We start from the raw sequence: 20,918 nt of genomic DNA on the forward strand, positions 1-20,918 counted from the left end.
AGCTGGCGACGCTGGGCCCGAGTACCGACATCATGCGCTGGGTGTGGGGACTGGCCGCCCGAGCTGCCCACGAGCTGGGTGACCTGGCCGCGGAACGGGAACTCCTGGCCCCGCTCGAGCCCTACCGCCCTGGTCAACTCGGTCGTCTGTTGAGCGCGGAGCGGGATCTGTGTATCGCCCGCCTCGCCGTCGGCAGTGAGACCGACGCGCTCTTCGGAGCGGCGATCGCGGGTTTGCGCGACCGCAGCACGCCGTACCACCTGGCGCACGGCCTCCTCGACCACGCCACGGCGCTGACCGCCGATGATCGAGGCGACGAAGCGGGGCCGCTGATCGACGAGGCCCGCCGCATCGGCGAGGACCTCGGCGCTGCTCAGGTGCTCGAACGCGTCCGATCCGCGGCACCTGAGTCGCTGCCGACACCGGCGTAGCCGGCGGTCGTCAGCTCGCCGCCGAGAGTCGAGAGGCCTGCAGCAGTGGGGCGGATTGCTCCGGCGCGAGCGCGACCGGCGTCCACACGGCGAGTGCGCGCCGCGGATTGGCCGGGTCGGGAATCGTCGTCCGCGCCCCGTGCCCGTCGCGGATCTCGAACAGGTACTCCATCCGCGCGACGTCGGGCAGCTCGACGTCGAGGCGCCAGACACCGGCGGTGCGGACAAAGTCGAGCGGCTCGGCCAGCCCGATCTCCTGGGCCAGCCGGACGCCGGCGGGACGGCCGGGGCGGTCGGCCAGTTGGAAGGCCGCCGTCCGCCTGAGCGAACGCGTTTCCTGCGGCACACCCCGACCCTAGGGCCGGCGTCACAGGTGCGGGTAGCGCCGCGGCCTGACGGGTATATGCCGCGCGACGAAAGGAACGGTTGTGTCTCGATCCCGATGGACGGTGAGCGCTGGTGTGGTGGCGGGGATCCTCGCGCTGAGCGCTTGCTCCGGCAGCTCTGGCGGGACCAAGTCCACCGCCGCCGCATCCTCGAGTTCGGCGGCCCCGGCCGTCAGCCCGCTCACGGGTATGCGAGCGTCGGGCAGCCCCGTCGTCGCGGTGAAGATCGAGGACACCGCGAACGGCCGCCCGCAGGCCGGCACCGACAAAGCCGATCTCGTCTACATCGAGCAGGTGGAAGGCGGCCTGACTCGCCTGCTCGCCGTCTTCAACAGCTCATTGCCGAAGACCGTCGAACCCGTGCGCAGCGTGCGGGCGAACGATCCGGAACTGGCGTCTGAATTCGGCAACATCATTTTCGTCGCATCGGGCGGGTCCGCACGCGGCCTCGGCCCACTCCTGCGTTCCTCGCTGAGACCGGTGATCAACGACCGCAACGGTCCCGGGTTCAGCCGCGACAACAGTCGCCCGGTGCCCTACAACCTGCGCGCCGATCTCACGACGATCGCGGACAAGGTACACGGCCCGAAAGCCGCCGACATCGGTTTGAACTGGTCGGCCCGGCTCACCGCGGCGCAGACTGCGCAGACCAAGCCCGGGCCTCAGGTCGCCACCCGCGTCGGCGCAACGTCGGTCGGCTTCCGGTGGGATGCGAAGTCCGAGCGTTACGTGCGGATCATCGACGGTCGGGTTCAGAAGACAGTGGACGGCAGCGTCATCGACACGCCCAACGTGATCGTTCAGTTCTGCCACGTCCGAAACGGGGGCGGCCGCGATGCGGCCGGCAACTCCACCCGGTACACGTCGACCATCGGCCACGGCCGAGCCGTCGTGTTCCGCAACGGACGCCGCATCGAGGGCACCTGGAGCCGCCCGGCGGCCGGCGATGGCACCAAGCTGACCACGTCCGACGGCAAGCCGATCCCGTTGACGCCGGGCGGGGCCTGGTTCGCGTTGGTGGCTACTGACGCTCCGCTGTCCTGACCCGTGCCGCGGCGGCGACCGGGAACCGCTCGAACCCGTGCAGCACACGGGTCCGGCGGCGTGTCGGCGGCGCCGTCGTCGCGAGCTCCGGAAAGCGCGCGAACAACGTCTCCAGGGCGATCGCGGCTTCCAGGCGAGCCAGCTGGGCGCCGAGGCAGTAGTGGATGCCGGCCGAGAAGGCCAGGTGCAGCCGCGCCTCCGGCCGCGTCACGTCGAAGCAGTCGGGATCGGCGAAGACGTCGGGATCCCGGTTGGCCGCGGCGAGGTGCAAGATCACCCCGCGTCCGGCCTTGACGGTCTGGCCGGCCACCTCCGTCGTCCTCTGGGCGACGCGGACCGTCATTTGCACCGGCGAGTCGAAGCGCAGCACCTCCTCAACCGCGTTCGGCCACCCGTCCGCATCAGCCAGCAGCCCGGCCAGCTGATCGGGGTGCTCGAGCAGCAGCGCGACCGCGTTGCCGATGAGGTTCACCGTCGTCTCGAAGCCGGCGCCCAGCAGCAGCAGCGTGTTCACCCGCAGTTCGGTGTCGGTCAGCCGGTCGCCGTCCTCGCTGATCATCACCAGCTCACCGAGCAGGTCGTCGCCGGGCCGGCGGCGGACGTTGGCGATGTGCTCGTCGAGCATGACGCCGGCCCGGCGGATGGCGGCGTCGGCCGCCCGGAAGTCGCGCCAGGTCAGGGCCGGGTCGAGCGTCATCGCCGCGTCGTTGCCGATGCCGAGCAACTGATCGTGCTGTTCGGCCGGGATCCCCATGATCCGTGCGATGACGGTGACCGGCAGTTTGGCGGCGTAGTCGTCGACGAGGTCGAACTGGCCGCCGCGCGCCGCGACCCGGTCGAGAAGGCCGTTCGCGATCTCACGGATCGTGTCCGTGTAGCCGGCGATGGCGCGCGGCGTGAAGGCGTGAGTGACCAGGCGGCGGATGCGGTTGTGCTGCGGTGGCTCGATCGCGAGTAGCGACGGTGCGTCGACGGGTCCGAGCGCGCGCGGGTCGATCGCGGCCAGCATGACCTTGTTCAGCCACTGCGTCGGCGCGCCGCCGGGGTCGGCGCGGAACGCGTCATCGCGAAGGATGGAGTTGACGACGCCGTGCCGGGCCGTCGCCCCGACCAGGCGATTGCCGCCCAGCGGGCCGAGCGCGCGCAAGTCGGCGTAGAGGCGGGCCGGATCGTCCATGGCGGACGGGTCGGCGGCGGCGCGGGCGATCAGGTCGCCGCGGCGGGCGGCCGTGCGGATGGCGAGTCCGGGCAAGCCGTAGCGGATCCCCCAGACGACGGCCGAACGGGCCGGCGTCATGCCGCACCCGCCACCAGGTCGGCGGCCGGCTGCGTCGCGGCCGCCCGGCTGAGCGCCCGGACCAGGCCCGGGTGCGCCGCGGCCAAGGCGCGCACCGCGCCGGCCGGACCCCCGTCGGCCGTGACGACGTCCTCCACCTGCGCCTGGACGAGCGTCCGCCACCGCGTCCCCAACGCGAGCAGCACCCGCTCGGGCGAGCCGAAGATGTCGGCGTACTCGGGGCGCCAGATGACCTGACCGTCGGCGGTCCAGTTCAACTGGGCCTCGACGGCGCGGAGTGCCTCGTTGTAGCGGTGTGCGTCCTGCCAGCTCATCGCCGCCTCCTCTTCGTCCGGATTCCGTCGTCGGGAATCGTCGACCTGAACGCTAGGAGCTCAGACCGGCGGCCGCGTCCGGCCGGGGAAGGCACTTTCGTCTCCTACCTGGGGAGGACATCTCTGCCCCCCTGAGCCGGATGGCGGCCGGCCCGAATCTCCCTACAGTGAGACCTGTGATTGCGTTGCTCCGCCGCATTCAGGAACGCATCGAGGTGAGCTGCGCCCGCCTCGGGTTGAGCTACCCCTGGTGGATTCCGGCGTACTCGACGCTGGCCTGTATCGCGATCACGATCGCCGCGCTCGCCCAGCGCGGCGCCCATGCCGGCTCGCCGGTGATCATCGCGGCGCTGGTGATGACGCTGCTGCCGACGGCGATCTGGTCGGTACGCGGATGGCTGGTGCAGCCGTGGATCGAGGCCGTCGTGACGTCGGTTGCGGTGGCGCTGTACCTGACGCATCCGGTCGAGCCCGACTTCGCCCCACTGCTCTACCTGATCATCGCCGGCGAGGTCGCCGCCACGATGAAGACGTGGATCGCGATGCTGGTCGCGTCGCTGCAGATCGTGATCCTGGTCGTAGCCGCCGAGAGCGGCCATCTGCACAGCGCACCCCTGTACGTGATCGGCGTCGTCCTGGGCGCCGACGTCGGCATCGCGCTGCGGTGGCAGATGCGGGCGCTGGCCGCCGAGCGGGCCAACACGGCGATCGCGCGCGAGCAGGCGATGCTCGCCGAGCGGCAGCGCCTCGCCCGCGAGGTGCACGACGTCATCGGGCACTCGTTGAGCATCAACCTGCTGCATGTGACGGCGGCGCGGCATGCGCTGCAGCAGCACGGCGACGTCGAGGACGCGCTCGAGTCGCTGCGCGAGGCCGAACAGGTCGGCCGGACGGCGATGGGCGACCTGCGCCGCACCGTCTCGGTCTTGAGCTCGGGAGCGTCCGACCCGCAGGCCCTGCCGGGCATCGGTGACGTTCCTGCGCTCATCGAGCAGTGCCGCTCCGCCGGCCTCCACGTCCGTTACGAGACGGTCGGCCAGTGGGACGACGTGGGGGACGTGACCGGCCTCGGCGTGTTCCGCATCCTGCAGGAGTCGCTGGCCAACATCGCGAAGCACGCGCCGACGTCGTCGGCAACCGTGAACCTCGCCGCCTGTCCGGAAGGCCTGCACCTGTCGGTACGCAACACGTTGCCCGACGGCCGCCCGCGGGAGGGCAACGACGGCAGCGGGCTGCCGGGCATGGCCGCGCGGGCCGGCCAGCTGGGCGCGCAGCTGCGAGCCGGTATGGACGCCGATGACTGGCTGGTTGACCTGATCGTCCCGATTCCGACGGGCGTCGCCGCGCGATGACCTCGGACGACGCGGTCCGGGTCGTCCTGGTCGACGACCAGGAGCTGGTGCGGTCCGGGCTGCGCCGCATCCTGCGCCGGCGCGACGGCTTCGCCATTGTCGCCGAATGTGCCGACGGCGAAGAGCTGCCCGCAGCGCTGGCCGAACACGACGCTGACGTCGTCGTCATGGACCTGCGGATGAAGTCCGTCGACGGCATCGAAGCGACCCGCCGGCTGCGGGCGGCGAACGATGCACCGCCGGTGCTCGTGCTCACCACCTTCGACGACGACGAGCTGCTCTCCGGCGCCCTTCGGGCCGGAGCGGCCGGCTTCCTGCTGAAGGACTCCGGCGCCGAGGACCTGATCCGAGCGGTCCGCAAGGTTGCGTCCGGGGAGAGTTGGCTCGACCCGGCCGTGACCGCGCGGGTTCTCGCGACATATCGCAGCGCCGCGACTGCGCCCAGGGCGGCCGCGGCGATCGGCGCGCTGACCGCCCGCGAGCGTGATGTGCTCGGCGCCATCGGCCGGGGCCTGTCGAATCCCGAGATCGCCGAGGCACTCTTCATCTCCGAGCTCACGGTGAAGAGCCACATCGGGCGGATCTTCGCCAAGCTCGGGCTGCGCGATCGCGCCGCGGCCATCGTCTACGCGTTCGACCACGGGTTGGTCACACCGTCCGCGTAAAGGACGTGTGATATTTCCTGTCAGGCGGGCAAGACTCCTGGTGCCGGTAATTCACGCCTTGGGTGCGCGTTGACGCGCGCCGTGGAGGTCCTTCGAGTGTCAGCCACAGAGTCGCCTCGCCGTCCGAGGCCGCGCCGTCCCACGCCCCACCCTGGTCCGACCGACACGGCCCGCAGCTGGGCCTCCTGGCCCCGTCTCGTTCCCCGGGTTGCGGCCGCCGGTCTGGCCGCCGCATTGGCGGTGAGCACGCTTGTCGCCTCAGCCACCGTGCCGGTGTCGAAATCGACTGCTCGCCCCCGCACCCCGGCCTACCTACGGCCGACCGGCGAGCTCGTGCACCGCCACTTCGTGCCGGGACCGCTTCTTTCCGGGGACGTCGGCACGGTCGGGGTTCCGGCCGGGACACCGCACGTGCCCAAGGCGGTGAACCCGAACGTCGCGGCCCAGCAGGCGCCGGCGATCGCCCGGTTCCAGGGCACGCCCGGGACGCTCAGCCCGGCGGCCATAGCCACGCTGGCCCTGGAACACGGCTGCGCGCCCGGCGCTGCCGTGATCGCAACCGCGATCTCGATGGCCGAGTCCGGCGGCAGCCCCGGCGCCCAGGGCGACATCGGGCTGATGACCCCCGTCTGGGACTGGTCAGCCGGTCTCTGGCAGATCCGCGGCCTACGGTCGGAGCGCGGCATCGGCGCCCTGCGCGACTCGATCGCCAACCAGGACGTGAACAAGAACGCAGCCGCGATGTATGCGATCTCGCGTGGCTGCAGCGATTGGACCCCGTGGTCGACTTATACCAACGGCGCGTACCAGCCCTACCTTTCGCTGGCCCAACGCGCGGTGGAGTACGTGGTCGGCTACGTCGACGCGCACGGAGGCCACTACCCGTCCGTCCCGGCGCCCGACCCCAACGCGACGATCCCCGTGCAGAGCAGCGGGGGCGGTGCTTCGGCGGCGGCGGCGCAGGCTGGGCCCGCGCCGGAGCGGACGTCAACACCCGCGAAGCGCACCCGCTCGACGGCCGGACCTTCGGGCACGAGCACTGCGGCGCCCGGCAGAACGACCGTGGCCGCACCCGCGGCGACCTCGGGCGCCCAGCCATCGAAGTCGTCCGGTCCGGTCCCCTTGGTGCCGCTGCCGACCAAGACGACGATCGTGCCGCTGCCGACGGTGAAGCTGCCCCTGCCGTCGACGACACTGCCGGTGCCGTTGCCGACCCTGACGTTGCCCGCGCTGCCCTAGGTGCCCGGACCGGGCCGGCCGAAAGTTTTCGCCCGGACCGATACATTCCGGCAACGTTCCGAGTCATACCGGTGTAGGCAATTCCCCAACAGGAGGTACACCATGAGCGCCACGACAACGACCGGGCTCCGCGGCATCACCCTCGTCTGCGTGCCCACCCGCGAGCAGGACAAGGCTGTCGAGTTCTACGAGTCCCTCGGCTTCGAGAAGCGGGTGGACGAGCCGTTCGCCGGCGAACTCCGCTGGATCGAGGTCTACCTGCCGGAGGGTTCGACCGGCATCGCCCTCGCTCCCCCGCCGAACGCCGACGCCATCGAGTCGATGCAGACGGGCATCACGCTCAACACGTCCGACATCGACGCGACCCACGCCGAACTGAAGGCCCTCGGCATCGATGTCGACGCGGAGGTGTCGCGGATGGGTGACCCGGTGCCGCCGTTGTTCTGGTTCCGCGACACGACCGGTCACACGCTGATGGTGGTCGAGCAGCCCTGACGACCGAGCCCGATGCAGCCGGCCGCGACTTCGCGGCCCTCATCGAGCTGCACCGAGCCGAGCTGCACGCGCATTGCTATCGGATGCTCGGCTCGGTGCACGACGCCGAGGACGCGCTGCAAGAGACACTCATCCGCGCCTGGCGCGGCGCCGCCGGACTGCGCGACGGCGCCTCCGCCCGGTCGTGGCTCTACGCGATCGCCACGAATGTCTGCCTGACCGAGATGGAGCGGCGCCGCAAGCGGAGCCTGCCGCACGACTTCGGCGCAGCGTCCGAAGGCCAGGTTCCGCCCGGGCGTCCGCTCCTCGAAACCGACTGGCTCGAGCCGTACCCGTCGGCCGGGATGGCGGCCGGCAAGGCGTCACCCGAGGCGCGCTACGAACAGCTCGAGAGCATCGAGCTGGCCTTCGTCGCGGCGGTGCAGCACCTCGGCGCCAACCAACGCGCAGTGCTCATGCTGCGTGATGTGCTCGGATTCAGTGGGCAGGAGACGGCCGACATGCTGTCGACGTCGCTCGCCTCCGTGAGCAGCGCGCTGCAACGGGCGCGGACCACCCTTGCCGAGCGGGTGCCCGCAGCGACCCAGCAGGCGTCACTGCGAGCGCTCGGCTCGGGCGAAGTCGCCGCACTGGTCGACCGCTACGTGCAGGCGTGGGAGCGCAACGACGTGCCCGCCTTCGCATCGATGCTGGCCGAAGACGCGACGTTCTCGATGCCGCCGTTGAGCATCTGGTACTCGCCGCGGTCAGCGGTCGTCGAGTGGGCGGCGCGGTACTCGATCAACGGCGAATGGGGGTGGAAGGCGGTGGTGACGACCGCCAACGCGCAGCCGGCGCTGGCCTTTTATGCCTGGGACGCCGCCGCCGCGGCGTACCTGCCGTTCGCGTTGAACGTGCTGAGTGTGCGCGATGGGTTGGTCACCGACGTGACCGCCTTCATCGTGCGCGGGACGGACGCGAAGGAGGACGACGCCTACGTCCGTTTCCCCGATCAGCCCATGCACGAGCGGCTGGGCGACCTGTACCGGATCTTCGGCCTGCCCGACCGCATCAGCTGACCGTTCGACGGATTTCCGAATTCCGGCATTTACCGGCCACCTTCCGGCGTTAGAGCCGTAAGCGAACTCGACAGGCAGGAACAGATGGCCGGCATCATCGGATTTCCGAACTCCGTGAACGAGAAGGCCGCTCGCACGGTCGCGGGTGGTGTGCTCGTGCTCAGCATCGCAACGCTGCTGCTGAGCGTGACCGCCGGGACCGCTTGGCTGTGGATCGTCGCTCCGATGGCGCTGGGCTTCTACGCCCGGGTCCTGACCGGGCCGAAGCTCAGCCCGCTCGGCCAGCTGGCCACTCGGGCGGTCGCGCCGCGGCTCGGCGAACCGCGCCTGGTGGCCGGGCCGCCGAAGCGGTTCGCCCAGGCGATCGGCGCGACGGTAACGACCGCAGCGGGAGTCTTCCTCGCCGCCGGCCACCCGCTGGGCGCCCAGGTGCTGCTCGGGCTGATGGTCATCGCCGCCGGTCTGGAGTCGATTGCCGGCTATTGCATCGGCTGCAAGATTTTCGCCGGTCTCATGCGGTTCGGCGTCATCCCGGAAGAGGTGTGTGCCGCCTGCGCCGACATCTCGCTGCGGCACAAGTCGGTCAACGCGTGACATCCGTGTGAGGACTGCTGCGTTTGTGGGAAGCCTTTGGCCATGTATATCGGACTCGGAACAGTCGTCCTCATCCTGATCATCGTCGCGATCGTCCTGCTGCTGCGCCGCCGCTAGCGGTCGCCGTCGCGAGTTGTCCGCGCTATACCGGCACGCGAGCCGGCGTAGCGCGGACAACTCTTGGCGACTGACTACTTGGTCGACCCCCGTTCCGGCTCGGCCTCCCGCACCGACTTCACCGAGGCTCGTGCCGTAGCCGCCCTGGTCGCCGCTGCCTGCGAGCCGTACATGGTGGTCGTGTCGAAGGCCATGCGCAGCACCATCGTGGCGAACGCCTTGCTCATGAACGTCAACACATCGGGATCGTTGTTGGCCAGGTTGTCGCACCACCGGAACGGGTTGTCGACGCACCCGCCGTCGGTCGTTCCGATGTTTCCCTCGTAGTTCCCGGTGGACCCGCCGAACAGGTCGACCTCTTCCTGCGTCTTGCAGCAGTCCTGTCCGGTCAGCAGGCCACTGGCCGGCACACCGGCGAGATTGAACTGCTGGGCATCGGTCCCTATCGGCGAGAAGAACATGTGGTTCTTCCCGATGGAGTTGAAGTAGTTCACCGCCTCGTCGCGGGCCACCGTGGACGGCGCGTACACGTTGGCCGGGAACTGGGTGGACACTGTCCGGCCGAAGAAGTCGACCGCCGCGGGGTCGAGCACGCCGATCGTGTAGTTCGGCGTCGCCGTCACGTCGGAGTCGAGGTCGTAGCCGATTTGGCTCAGCTCGGCGGCCGAGAGGTTGTTGACGTAATATTTCGAGCCGAGCTCGCCGAGCTCCTCGCCGCCGAACCAGATGAAGCGCAGCCGGTTCGTCGGGTGAACCTTCTTCATCAGCCGCCCGATGTCGAGAATCGTCGTCGAACCCGACGCGTTGTCCAGCATGCCGGCGCCGTAGATGGCATCGAGGTGCGCGTCGACCACGACGGTGTGGTTCGGGTCGCCGCTCTTCGAGTCGGCGATGACGTTGTAGTCCTCGCGGTTCGGGTCATGGATCCCGTGGATGCTCAGGGACATCGTCGGGAGCGCAGTTCCGTTGTGGACGGCCTGCTGGTACTGGTTGTACAGATCCGCGCCGGCGGCGTACGGAATGAACGCCACGGGGATCGTCGGGATGGGGTTGAGACTTCCCGAGAGGCCCCCGGACCGGGCCGGCGTGTTGCCCTCGTTGAAGATGATGACCCCTGTCGCACCCGCCGCCTGCGCGTTCGCGACCTTCTGCGAGAAGGTGCAGGTGCCGCGCTGGATCAGCGCGATGTTGCCCGCGGTGAAGCCGCTGAAGTCCGAGGCGGCGCAGCCGCTCGTCGATCCGCCGGGCGAGGGGATGAGCGTGCTGCCGACTCCCTGCAGACTCGCGATGCTGCTGCCCATGCTCCGACCGGGATTCCATTCCGTCACGAGCTGGTAGTCGTGGGCAGTCGGAGACACCTCGCTCATCTGCGGGACGCCTTGATACGCGAAGTAGTCGAAGGTGTAGGTCTGGATGCTGACGTTGTAGCCGGCGTTGCGCATGATGTTGGCGACGTACTGGGCCGAGGCCAGATAACCAGGCTCGCCGGAGTTACGGGACGCGTGCCCGTCCGGGCCGGGGTTGGCGTCGGCGATCGCCTGGAAATCCTGCATGTAGCGCCAGAGCTCGTCCTTGCGGATGCACGGCAGCAGGGTGTCAGCGCTGTCGTTCACCCGCTTGTCGCACGCCGTGGCTGAGCCGCCGGCACTCGGCGGAGCGCCTCGGCTGGGACCGGCCGGCCCTACAGCGACGGCCAGAGCCAGTGCGGTGAGCGGGACGAGTGCTAGACGCAGTGCGCGATGGGACATGGAACCGACCTCCAAAGGGTCTGTTGGCGGCGTTGCCAAATCGGTCCAACACGACACACGCTCTCACAGCGGATTCCGATCACCAAGAGGTCATTTCCGCCCAATCGAGCGCCGGCCACGCAAGGTTCGCTGCTAGCCTCGGAAGGCTTGCGGCACCTGCGCCGGGCTGGCGCCACGTCGAGGCGAGGAGCGGTCATGCGGGCACGACCTCTGGCGATCTGGATCGCGGCATCGGCGATGGTCGGCAGCTTCGGCTACGGCATCGCGAGCAGCCCGGCGGGCACGCCCACCGCGCGGTGGGCGGGCACGCCCACCGCGCGGTTGGCGGCGAAGGCCAAGCCGGTTTCCTGCGGGCACGGGCACAGCACGTGCACCACAACGCCGGCGCCGACGAGCTCGACGGCTACGAGCAGCAGCGCGTCCACCCCGCCCCCGCCGAACGGGCACAAGGTCATGGTGATCGTCGAGGAGAACCACAGTCAGACCGAGGCGGTGACCCTCATGCCGCACCTGGCCGGGTGGGCCGACACCTACGGCAAGGCCACGGCCTACACCGCGGTGACCCACCCGTCGCTGCCCAACTACCTGGCCATCGCCGGTGGCAGCACGTTCGGCATTGCCGACGACAACGCACCCAGCTCGCACCCGATCAGCGGGGACTCGGTGTTCGATCAATCGGTCAGCGGTGCCGCGTCCGCGAAGACCTACGCCGAGGGCATGACCAGCAATTGCATGCTCAGCAACACCGGGCGGTACGCCGTCAAGCACAATCCGTGGGCGTACTTCAACGGCGCGACGCAGCGCGCGAACTGCAACACCGGCGACGTACCGCTCGGCACGACCAGCGCCGGCAACCTGCACGACGACATCGCCGCCGGCGCCCTGCCGAACACCGGCATGATGATTCCCGACCTGTGCAACGACGCCCACGACTGCCCGCTGAGCACCGCGGACGACTGGCTGGCCGCATGGGTACCGCAGCTGATGGGCGGCGTGGACTACAAGTCCGGCAACCTGACCATCGTCATCACCTTCGACGAGGACGATTCATCCGCCGGCAACAACGTCGCCTTCGTCGTCATCGATCCGCGGTTGTCCGGCAAGGTGGTGAGCAGCGCGGCCAACCACTACAGCCTCACCAGGTGGCTGGACGCCAACGTCGGCGCGCCGCTGCTGCGCAGCGCCGCCACCGCCCCCGATCTGAAGGCTGCGTTCGGGCTCTAGTCGAACCCTCGCATCGCCGCGGTGACCGTGAACGAACCCCGGTGGATCGACACGATCCCGTTTGCGATGGCCGCCGCGTAGTTGAACATGCGGGTCGGTCCGTCATCGAGCAGCCCACGCAGCGACGCCTCCCCGCCCTCAGCGGCCGCGCGGCGGGCGGCGCCGGCGAACCACTGGCGAACCCATTCGGTCTCGTCGACCCACTCGACGAGATCGAAGCCGGACGACTCGATCGTGCTCCGTAGCTGGTCCGGCGTTACCAGGTAGCTGTCCGTACCGTCGATCGACCACGGCAGCGGCGGCTGCGGTTCGGCCGCGCCGGCACGGCAGACCTCGAAGACGGCCAGCCGGCCTCCGGGACGCAGCCGCGCGGCAATCTCGGCGAAGAACGTCCGCTTGTCCGCCACGTTCATCTGGACGTGCATCGTGTACGCCGCGTCGAAGCCGGTCGGCTCGAGAGCTGCGACGTCGGTGCACTCGAAATGGACGCGGTCGTCGAGGCCAGTGTTTTCGGTCAGCTCCTGCGCGGCCTGCACGTACGCGGGCGTGATGTCGACGCCGACTACAGTGCACCGCGCGCTTCTCGCGACTTGCCGAGCCGGTCCGCCCAGCCCGCACCCCACATCAAGGACGGTCATCGCCGGTCCCAGTCCGAGGTGCGGCAGCAACCGGCCGACCGCCTCCGCCCCACCGGCGTGGAACTGATCGAACTGGTCTCGTTGCTCGTCGGTCAGGGCCGCCAGTTCACGGCCGGAGAGACGTGCTATCGAGGCGACGAGATTGACTTCGGCGTACGTCATCGGAACTCCTTGTCGATCGGGCATCACGCGGCGACGGCCGCGGGCTCGGGCACGGCCGGCCCGGCGGTAGCGCGGGACGCCCGGCCAGGCAACAGCAAGGCACCGGCCGCACCGGCCACGCACACCGCGGCCGCCACGACACAGGCGATGTGGAAGCCGCTCATGAACGACGCCTGCAGCCCGTCCAGCAGGTGTTGTCGCTGGCGGGACGTGTGGAGGACGGTGGCCAGTCCGGCCGCCACCGAGTTCTGCGACGCCGAGACGACGGGCGCGGGCAGGCCGGAGAACGATGACGTGGCCAGGTGGCTGGCGTAGAGGCTGGTGAAGATGCTGCCGAGCACCGCGACACCGAGCGTGCCGCCGAGTTCGCGCGTGGCGTCGTTGACTGCCGAGCCCACACCGGCCTTCGCCGGCGGCAGAACGCTGAGGATCGACTCGGTCGCCGGTGCGGTCGTCAAACCGAGACCGAGACCCATGAGCACCATCTGCCCGACGATCTGCTCGTAGGACATGAACGTCGGCGACAGCGCGATCCAACCGAACGACGACCCCAGCAGCAGCAGACCGGTGCTGACCACGGCGCGTGTGCCGACCCGGCCGGCGAGCACAACGCCCCCGACGGAGCCGATGGCGATGGTCATCGCGACGGGCAATATCCGCGTGCCGGTCGACAGGGCGCCGTAGCCGCGCAGGAACTGGAAGTACTGCGTGACCAGGAAGATGAATCCGAACAGCGCGAAGAACGCCACGGTGACCGACGCGCTCGCGGCCGAGAAGGCCGGCGTGCGGAACAGCGTGATGTCGATCATCGGGCGCTCGCGGCGCCGCTCCACCGCCACGAAGGCGGCGATCAGGACGGCGGCACCGGCGAAACCGAGCAGCGTCAGGGAATCGCTCCACCCCCGTCCGGATGCCTCGATGATCGTGTAGACGAGGACGCCGATGCCGGCCGAAGACAGAACGAGTCCGGGCAGATCCAAGCGCGCCTGCGACGCGTCACTGGACTCCGGTACCCACAGCCACGTCGCGACCATCGCCACCACAGCGATCGGGATGAGCGCGACGAAGACGCACGGCCAGCCGAAGTGGGCGAGCAGCAATCCGCCGCTCACCGGTCCGACGGCCACCCCGAGGCCCGTCACGGCACCCCAGACGCCGATGGCCTTCGCGCGTTCGCGCCGGTCGGGAAAGGCGTTGGCGATGATCGAGAGCGTGGTCGGGAAGATGACGGCCGCACTCGTGCCCATCACGAACCGGACCGCCACCAGGGCGGACGCCGAGTCGACCATCGCGCCGGCCGCGCTGGACACCGCGAAGCCCGCCAGCCCGAGTAGCAGCGCGGGTCGGCGCCCGAACCGGTCGCCGAGGGAGCCGGCCGTCAGCACGAGGGCCGCGAAGGCCAGGTTGTAACCGTCGACGATCCACTGCAGGTCACGCGTGGTCGCGCCCAGCTGCCGCCCGAGGTCCGGCAGGGCCACGTTGACGATGGTCGTGTCGATGTTGATCGCGAATGCGGCCAGGCAGACGGTCGCCAGGACGAGCATCCGCCGCCGTGCAGTGAGTTCAGGCATCACAGCTCCAAGTCGTGGGCAATGTGGCCAGTGGCCACATTTATTTGACGAGACTGGCACGCCAAGTGGACACTGTCAACATGATTGGGTCGGCGGGCAGTGGAGAGCGGGCCTACCACCACGGCAACTTGCGCGAGGCACTCGTCGAAGCGGGACTCCAGTTGGCCCGCACGGGCGGACCCGGCGCGGTGGTGCTGCGGGCGGCGTCGCGCGAGGCCGGCGTCTCGCACAATGCCGTCTACCGGCACTTCGCCGGCCAAGAAGACCTGCTTGCCGCCGTGGCTCAGCGCTGCATGCGGGAACTCAGCAAGCTGATGATCGCGCGAATGGACGCCGTCACCGCCCGCGGCCGCGTGGCCCGGGCGACGGCCCGGCTGGATGCAATCGGACGGGCCTACATCGACTTCGCGCGCACCGAACCCGGGTGGTTCCGCACGGCGTTCAGCTCGTCACGCGCGCACCCGCCCGTGACGCCGGCCGCGGACCCCGTGAAACCCGACGGCGGAACCGAGGATCCGCTCGCGAATCCCTACGACATCCTGGTTGCCGGCCTCGACGACCTCGTCGAGGTCGGCGTCATGACGCCGGAGAACCGGGTCGGGGCCGAATATGTTTCCTGGTCGAAGGTGCACGGCATTTCCACTTTGCTGCTCGACGGCCCTCTGCACGACCTGCCCGAGCCTGAGGTCGAGTTCGCGATCGACTCGGTTCTGAACACGCACTGACCCAGGGCCACCCGGCCGCTGACGGCGCGCGGATTCCCGTCGCCGAATATCTTGGGCCGGGATGCAACAAATGGGGTGCCGGACGCGTGCATGAAGTGTGCCTGCGCCAGCTCTCCGGCTCGAGCCGCCCCCGGTGAGCGGCCGCACCCCGTCGTGCGACGCCTTCGTCCGCGACTCGCAAGTGGCGCTCGTCCGCTACGCGATGCTTCTCTGTGGTTCGGTCGTGCTGGCCGAGGATCTCGTGCAGGACGTCCTCATCAAGGTCTACCTGCGCTGGGACCGCATCCTCGCCGGCGACGGTGACGTCCACGCGTACGTGCGCCGCGCGGTGACCAACGAATTCCTCTCCTGGCGGCGCCGGTGGAGCACCCGGCACATCCGGCTCGTGGACGCCGAGACCCTGAACGCGGTCAGCATCGATCCGTGGACGGGCACCCATGACGACGAGTTGTGGCAGCGGTTGATGCAACTCCCCGGACAGCAGCGGGCCGCCGTCGTCCTGCGCTACTACGAAGACCTGGACGACGCCGAGATCGCCGACACGCTCGGTTGCCGCCCGGGGACGGTGCGCGGTCATATCAGCCGGGGCCTGGCCGCTCTGCGGCAGGCATCCGGGACCGATGTCAGCAACGTCGAAAGGAGGCCGCCCGATGCCTGATCTCGAAGACCGACTGCGGGACCTTCTGCACGAGCGGGCCGACGCGGTGCACCCCGCGCTCACCGGCGCCACGGTCCGGTCCGCGGCCGAACGACGCCACACGCGGCTCATGCTGCCGTTGGCCGCCGCCGCGATCGTCGCCGTCCTCGCCGTGTCGTTGACCTTCGTGCTGAATCGGGGTGGCCATTCGCACCGCATCCAGCCCGGTGGCGCGACGACGGCCCCCGCGCTGTCCAGCGCGCCGATCGGTCCAAGCCCGTCGCCGAGTCTCACCTCGACGAGCCCGACTCCGACGGCGCCCCGGCGGCTGGTGACGTCGCCGACCGTGGCGCCATCCGCCGTGGTGGGACCGATCGGAGGACTGCCACAGACGTCGAACGCGCCGGGTTCGACCACCGGCACTCCGGCGAGCGCCACACCGCCGCGCTGAGCCGGACCTGAGCCGACGCGCCCCACCGCGATGCAACACCGCGGCCGCGAGCGGAGTGGAGGCGGTGAAACCGATCCCGTCTCGACAGGAGAGTCATGACTGCCCTTCGCACGCCGGCCGCCACTGCCGTCCTTCTCATCGCCGTCGCGTCCGGCGCGAGCATCGCTCTCGCCGCATCGGCGTCGGCGGACGCGCCGTCTCCCGTCGCCCCGTCGTCCCCGTTGCCCACGTCGACGGCCTCACCGCAACTTTCGCCCGGCCCCACCAACGCGCCGACTGCCACCCCGGCTTCTTCAGCTCCCGGTGGCGGCGGCCCGATCGGGTCCGCCCCGATCGAGGTGCCGGCCGGGTCCGCCCGAACGGCCACCGGGTCGACGGTCTCTTCGTGGGAGATCGACGCGCTTCTCGGGGTCGGCGGCGCGTTGATCGTGGCCGGCGGCACCGTGGCCCTGCGTCGTCCTTGAGCGGCCGCGGCCTCCTGTCGGCCGACCGGGCGCGGCACCGGACGAGGATCGGGATCGTGACCGCGCTGGTCGGCGTTGGCGTACTGACGACCGTCGGTTGGCTCGCGGTCGACAGGAGGACCGCATCGCCGGCCGTCCCGGTCGTCAACCGCGGAACGCTCGCTTCCTCGCCGCCGCAGGCCGGTCGTCGCGCTCCCGCAGCACGCACCGTTGCCCACGCCGCGACGCCGGACGCCGACGCGAAACTCGTGCTCGATCGCCTCGGCGTGGACGCGCGGATCGTCCCGGTCAGCGCTCCGCACTCCGTGATGCAGATTCCGAGCGATCCGCAGGTGGTCGGGTGGTGGCGCGACGGCGCCACCCCCGGCTCCGGCCGAGGGCACGTCGTCATCGTCGGTCACATCAACTTCTACGGACGGGCCGGCGCGCTGGCCGAGCTGCCCGACGTGCGGCCCGGCGACCCGGTCGTCGTGTCGGACGCGAGGACCGTCCGCTACCGGGTGACCGCGGTCCGGACGTACCCGAAGACGAGCGGCATCCCGGCGGCCGCCTTCTCGCCGGACGGACCCGAGGAGCTGGTGCTGATCACCTGTGGTGGGCCGTTCAACGCGCACACCGGCAACTACGAGGACAACATCGTCGCGTACGCCGACCCAGCCTGACGCCAAGGGACGCCCGGTTGGCGCGGCCACGAAGCCAGGCTAGGTTCAGCCGGTGACCGAGGCTGCGGATTTCGTCATTGTCGGAGCGGGATCGGCCGGTGCGGTCATCGCCGCTCGGCTCTCCGAGGATCCCAACACGCGAGTCGTCCTGCTCGAGGCCGGTGGGCATCCGCCGGCCGCCGAACTGATGCCGGTCGCGTGCCCGGTGTTGCAGCTGGACAAGGAGACGGACTGGATGTTCACCGCGCACGCCGGTGGCGCGGGCCGCGGTCTGGACGACGGCCGCATGATGGTGCCGCGCGGCAAGATGCTCGGCGGGTCGTCCGGCCTGAACTACCTGGCCTACGTGCGCGGCCACCCCGGCGACTTCGACGCGTGGGCCGAGGGCGGCGCAACCGGTTGGAGCTACGACGACGTCCTGCCCTACTTCCGCAAGAGTGAGGGCCTCGTCGCCAGTGAGGACATCCCGATCGACGCCGAGGCGCACGGCACCGAGGGCCCGCTCGGCGTGGCCGTCCGATCCCCCGTGATCCCCGGCGCGCACGCGTTCGTCGACGCCGCCGTCGCGTCCGGCATCCCCCTCGGCGACTACAACGGACGGGACCGGGGTGGGCCGGCCGGCCTGGTGTCGCTGCTGCAGGCCACGATCCGCGACGGCAAGCGCTCCAGCACCTATCACGCCTTCCTCGAGGGTGGCGTGGAACAGCGCCCCAACCTGACGATCGTCACCAACGCCCACGTGACGCGCATCGTCGTCGAAGGCGAGCCGGGCGCGCTGCGGGCCACCGGGGTCGAGTACCGCGCCGACGACGGCACGACCCACGTCGTCACGGCGCGGACCGAGGTCGTCCTCAGCGCCGGCGCTGTCGGCTCACCGCACCTGCTCATGCTGTCCGGCATCGGCCCGCGCGACCAGCTCGACGCCGTCGGCATCCCCTGCCGCTTCGACGCACCGGAGGTTGGTCAGCACCTCAAGGACCACTTGCAGCTCGGCCTGATGTTTCCGGCACCCGGGCTCGGCGTTTCGATGGCGAGCGTCGGGGTGGCGATGGGCCCGGATGCGCTACGCGCGCCGGCCGGCCCGTTGCCGGCCGACCCGGCCGACGACGCCGCCTTGCCGCCGGAACTGGCCGGGCTGAAGGCCGAGGCCGAGCGGCAACTGACGGAGTGGTTCACGACCGGCCGCGGCCTGGTCTCGTCCTCGCTGTACGACGCGAGCGCGTGGCTGTCGACCGGCCTGGGCGATCCGCACACGCACGACGCGCAGATCGCGCTGTTCGCGTGCGGCTACAACGCCGAGATCTGGCGCGGCTGCCTGCGGGTCGACCCCAACGAGTTCTTCGCCGACCCGGCGACCACGCTCGGGCCCCAGGCCGAGAGCATGATCGTCTTGGCCAATCCCGTGCAGCCGCACAGCGAGGGCGAGATCCGGCTGGCCAGTTCCGAGCCGTCGGCCCCACCCGACATCCGGATGAACTACTTCGGCGACCCGCACGACATGGCCGTGATGATCGCGGTGACGCGCCGGGCGCTCGACATCGTGGCCAGGCTGCAGGCCGACCACGGGGCGGGTGCGGTTCTCGTCGCACCGGCTCTGGCCGCGAAGCACAACCACGTTCCCGGTGACGAACCGAGCGACGAACTCATCGAGGATCTCGCCCGCCACTACGCATCCACGGTCTATCACCTGACGAGCACCTGCCGGATCGGGTCGGTTGTGGATCCTGAGCTGCGGGTCCTCGGTGTGGACGGTCTGCGCGTCGCCGATGCCAGCGTCATGCCCAACGTCGTCAGCGGTAACACCAACGCGGCCAGCATCATGATCGGCGAGAAGGCCGCCGAGACCATCGCCGTCGAGCACGGCGTCGCCCTGCGGGAGTTCGTCGGCAAGCGGAACTGAGCCGCCGGGTCATCCCACGGTGACGTGCACGGGGACGGTGTCGTCCCAGGGCTGCCGGGTCACCATGTCCGCGACGCGCACGTAGCCGCGCTCGAACTCGCCGGTCGCGGCGTCGACGAGCCGGTACTCCTGGCGCTGCCGGTGGATCGGCTGGGCGTCGATGAGGACGATGCGCACCTCGCCCGGCTCGAAGTGGCAACGGCGCTGGAGGGCTTCGATCAGCTGTTCGTTGTGCATGTGGCCGTCACCGAAGTTCCACCCGACGGCCGTGCTGCAGATGCGCTCGCCGTCGATCAGGATGTACTCGGCCTCGTCCAGCCCGGCCATGGCCCGGTGCGCGAGGGTGAACATCGCCCGGCCGTGGCTGTTGAACGACCGGAACGCGTACCCCATGTAGAGGTACATCTCCGCCATCTGGGGGCTGCCGTAGATCTTGGCCATCTGCGACTGCGGCATACTCGCGATCGACACGACCTCGCGCTCGATCTTCGCCGACGCCGACGGCTTCACGCACCACAGGGTGACGTCCCAGTTTCCGGCGTAGTACCGCATGCCCGGCAGGAACGAGATCTTGCGCGGGAACAGGGTGCCCATGATCACCGTGCCGGCCACGACGGCGAAGAGCAGCAGCGGCAGCGGACTGGTCATGTCGCCCGGCCCCACATGCTCGTGGCCGACGAACAGGGCGACCACGCTGAACATCATGAAGACGTTCCACTCCAGCGGTACGCCCATCGGGATCGCCGACAGGATCCCGAAGTGGAAGCAGAGCATGACGATGGCCGCCGCGGTGGTCAGCGCGCCACCGTCGCTGAACAGCAGGACGAGCGGCACCAAACCCTCGACCGCGGTGGACACATGCGCGAGCACGCGGGACGGACGGCCGGGTCGCAGATCGTCGGGGAACCGCTCGAAGAACGCGCGCTTGATCCACTTAGGCCGGAGCACCGGGTTGTTGCTCATCATCGTCGAGATCACGAACGGGAAGTGCTTGGTCAGTTTGGACGATGCGGCGCCGAGCCAGATGACTACGCACACCAGCTTGGCCGCGAGGACCATGTCGATTCCCGACTTCGCCGCGAACAGGAAGGCGACGGTGAGGCTGCCGTAGACCTCGCCGCGCGCGGCCAGGAAGATCACCTTGTCCCGGAGACCGAGTACCGCCAGCAGGCCCAGAATCGTCCAGATCTCCCACATGGGCAGGGCGCCGACGGACGACCCGATCTCGGGCATCGGGCCTGTCCCGTCCGAGCCCAGCGCGATGACGAGAGCGGCGAGCAGCGCGGCGTACAAGAGGGCGTCCACCGGCGTTCGGGTGTCGCCCTTTGTCAGCGGCACGCCCGGGCCAGGGCGGCAGCCGGATGGTCCGCGGCCGCAGCCAGTAGAGGATCGACCCCATCGGCGGCAGATACCGGTTGTTGAGCGGTCCGAAGCCGCACCCGAGCCCGACGACCTCGAACAGCATGGTGAACAGCACGACCTTCTCGAAGACGATCGGCTCGGCGTACCAGTGCCGGACGTCGCTGAAGCCGTCGATGCCACGGGTGCTCAACGCGATCAGCCAGGCGCCGAACGTGTAGAGCAGGATCTTCACCACGTAGAAGAGGTGCAGGACGACCGGCGTGCCGAACCCGACTTCGGCCCAGTGCCGGGCCATCGGCACGATCCGCTCCGCCCGCGTCCCGGTCGACCATTCCGCGTGGTCGATCACCGGCGTGGTCGGCTTCAGGAACCCCATGGGGAC

20 protein-coding genes and 2 pseudogenes are annotated in these 20,918 nt (G+C 69.9%); 15 read left to right on the plus strand and 7 right to left on the minus strand.

Features of this window, described 5'->3' with window-relative positions; all coding sequences use genetic code 11:
* Positions 1-431, plus strand: a pseudogene (locus ABR571_RS18500) (hypothetical protein); the annotation flags it as partial.
* Positions 432-441: 10 nt separating this feature from the next.
* On the opposite strand, the gene ABR571_RS18505 reads toward ABR571_RS18500, so the two are convergent.
* Positions 442-777, minus strand: coding sequence for a hypothetical protein (locus tag ABR571_RS18505; protein ID WP_409454684.1), 336 nt, complete (start codon positions 775-777; stop codon positions 442-444).
* Positions 778-859: 82 nt separating this feature from the next.
* Between ABR571_RS18505 and ABR571_RS18510 the strand changes: the two genes are divergently transcribed.
* Positions 860-1,861 (plus strand): DUF3048 domain-containing protein, encoded by a 1,002-nt coding sequence (locus ABR571_RS18510; RefSeq protein ID WP_409454685.1) that lies wholly within the window; start codon positions 860-862, stop codon positions 1,859-1,861.
* Here the strand turns inward: ABR571_RS18510 and ABR571_RS18515 are convergent.
* A complete protein-coding gene (locus ABR571_RS18515) occupies positions 1,839-3,158 on the minus strand; it encodes a cytochrome P450 (RefSeq protein WP_409454686.1) in 1,320 nt (439 codons plus the stop codon). The genes ABR571_RS18510 and ABR571_RS18515 overlap by 23 nt on opposite strands.
* The gene (locus tag ABR571_RS18520; RefSeq protein ID WP_409454687.1) at positions 3,155-3,472 is read right to left on the minus strand and encodes a hypothetical protein; all 318 of its coding nucleotides are present in this window, start codon (positions 3,470-3,472) and stop codon (positions 3,155-3,157) included. The genes ABR571_RS18515 and ABR571_RS18520 overlap by 4 nt, the downstream gene beginning before the upstream one ends.
* A gap of 176 nt (positions 3,473-3,648) precedes the next feature.
* Here ABR571_RS18520 and ABR571_RS18525 point away from each other — a divergent pair, with 176 nt between their 5' ends.
* From ABR571_RS18525 to ABR571_RS18550, 6 genes are all read left to right on the plus strand, one after another.
* Positions 3,649-4,824, plus strand: a complete 1,176-nt coding sequence (locus ABR571_RS18525; protein ID WP_409454688.1) for a sensor histidine kinase — start codon at positions 3,649-3,651, stop codon at positions 4,822-4,824.
* The gene (locus ABR571_RS18530) at positions 4,821-5,489 is read left to right on the plus strand and encodes a response regulator (protein ID WP_409454689.1); all 669 of its coding nucleotides are present in this window, start codon (positions 4,821-4,823) and stop codon (positions 5,487-5,489) included. Before ABR571_RS18525 ends, ABR571_RS18530 begins: the two co-directional genes overlap by 4 nt.
* A 240-nt stretch (positions 5,490-5,729) precedes the next feature.
* Complete coding sequence (locus ABR571_RS18535; protein WP_409454690.1) at positions 5,730-6,728, plus strand: hypothetical protein; 999 nt, start codon at positions 5,730-5,732, stop codon at positions 6,726-6,728.
* A gap of 102 nt (positions 6,729-6,830) precedes the next feature.
* Positions 6,831-7,223, plus strand: a complete 393-nt coding sequence (locus ABR571_RS18540; RefSeq protein ID WP_409454691.1) for a VOC family protein — start codon at positions 6,831-6,833, stop codon at positions 7,221-7,223.
* Positions 7,220-8,281, plus strand: coding sequence for an RNA polymerase subunit sigma-70 (locus ABR571_RS18545; RefSeq protein ID WP_409454730.1), 1,062 nt, complete (start codon positions 7,220-7,222; stop codon positions 8,279-8,281). The genes ABR571_RS18540 and ABR571_RS18545 overlap by 4 nt, the downstream gene beginning before the upstream one ends.
* Positions 8,282-8,365: 84 nt before the next feature.
* Positions 8,366-8,875, plus strand: coding sequence for a DUF4395 domain-containing protein (locus tag ABR571_RS18550; RefSeq protein ID WP_409454692.1), 510 nt, complete (start codon positions 8,366-8,368; stop codon positions 8,873-8,875).
* A gap of 191 nt (positions 8,876-9,066) precedes the next feature.
* Here ABR571_RS18550 and ABR571_RS18555 read toward each other — a convergent pair whose 3' ends face one another.
* Positions 9,067-10,740, minus strand: coding sequence for a M28 family peptidase (locus tag ABR571_RS18555; RefSeq protein ID WP_409454693.1), 1,674 nt, complete (start codon positions 10,738-10,740; stop codon positions 9,067-9,069).
* Between the two features lie 195 nt (positions 10,741-10,935).
* Between ABR571_RS18555 and ABR571_RS18560 the strand changes: the two genes are divergently transcribed.
* Positions 10,936-11,964 (plus strand): alkaline phosphatase family protein, encoded by a 1,029-nt coding sequence (locus ABR571_RS18560; RefSeq protein WP_409454694.1) that lies wholly within the window; start codon positions 10,936-10,938, stop codon positions 11,962-11,964.
* Here the strand turns inward: ABR571_RS18560 and ABR571_RS18565 are convergent.
* Both ABR571_RS18565 and ABR571_RS18570 read right to left on the minus strand, forming a co-directional pair.
* Positions 11,961-12,764 (minus strand): SAM-dependent methyltransferase, encoded by an 804-nt coding sequence (locus tag ABR571_RS18565; RefSeq protein ID WP_409454695.1) that lies wholly within the window; start codon positions 12,762-12,764, stop codon positions 11,961-11,963. The two genes, ABR571_RS18560 and ABR571_RS18565, sit on opposite strands and share 4 nt — an antisense overlap.
* 23 nt (positions 12,765-12,787) lie before the next feature.
* Entirely contained in the window at positions 12,788-14,335 is a 1,548-nt protein-coding gene (locus ABR571_RS18570) for a DHA2 family efflux MFS transporter permease subunit (RefSeq protein ID WP_409454696.1), read from the minus strand.
* A gap of 80 nt (positions 14,336-14,415) precedes the next feature.
* Here ABR571_RS18570 and ABR571_RS18575 point away from each other — a divergent pair, with 80 nt between their 5' ends.
* The 6 genes from ABR571_RS18575 (at position 14,416) to ABR571_RS18600 (ending at position 19,174) form a co-directional block, all read left to right on the plus strand.
* The gene (locus ABR571_RS18575) at positions 14,416-15,060 is read left to right on the plus strand and encodes a TetR/AcrR family transcriptional regulator (RefSeq protein WP_409454697.1); all 645 of its coding nucleotides are present in this window, start codon (positions 14,416-14,418) and stop codon (positions 15,058-15,060) included.
* A 133-nt stretch (positions 15,061-15,193) separates the two neighbouring features.
* Positions 15,194-15,718, plus strand: a complete 525-nt coding sequence (locus ABR571_RS18580; protein ID WP_409454698.1) for a SigE family RNA polymerase sigma factor — start codon at positions 15,194-15,196, stop codon at positions 15,716-15,718.
* Positions 15,711-16,148, plus strand: a complete 438-nt coding sequence (locus ABR571_RS18585) for a hypothetical protein (RefSeq protein WP_409454699.1) — start codon at positions 15,711-15,713, stop codon at positions 16,146-16,148. The genes ABR571_RS18580 and ABR571_RS18585 overlap by 8 nt, the downstream gene beginning before the upstream one ends.
* A gap of 95 nt (positions 16,149-16,243) precedes the next feature.
* Complete coding sequence (locus ABR571_RS18590) at positions 16,244-16,612, plus strand: hypothetical protein (protein ID WP_409454700.1); 369 nt, start codon at positions 16,244-16,246, stop codon at positions 16,610-16,612.
* Between the two features lie 56 nt (positions 16,613-16,668).
* Positions 16,669-17,274 (plus strand): class F sortase, encoded by a 606-nt coding sequence (locus ABR571_RS18595; RefSeq protein ID WP_409454701.1) that lies wholly within the window; start codon positions 16,669-16,671, stop codon positions 17,272-17,274.
* 52 nt (positions 17,275-17,326) lie between these two features.
* Entirely contained in the window at positions 17,327-19,174 is a 1,848-nt protein-coding gene (locus ABR571_RS18600) for a GMC family oxidoreductase (RefSeq protein WP_409454702.1), read from the plus strand.
* A 9-nt stretch (positions 19,175-19,183) separates the two neighbouring features.
* On the opposite strand, the pseudogene ABR571_RS18605 reads toward ABR571_RS18600, so the two are convergent.
* Positions 19,184-20,912: pseudogene (locus ABR571_RS18605) on the minus strand (DUF3556 domain-containing protein).
* Positions 20,913-20,918: the final 6 nt, after the last annotated feature.

Source organism: Jatrophihabitans sp., assembly GCF_046262535.1.
GTDB lineage: Bacteria > Actinomycetota > Actinomycetes > Mycobacteriales > Jatrophihabitantaceae > Jatrophihabitans.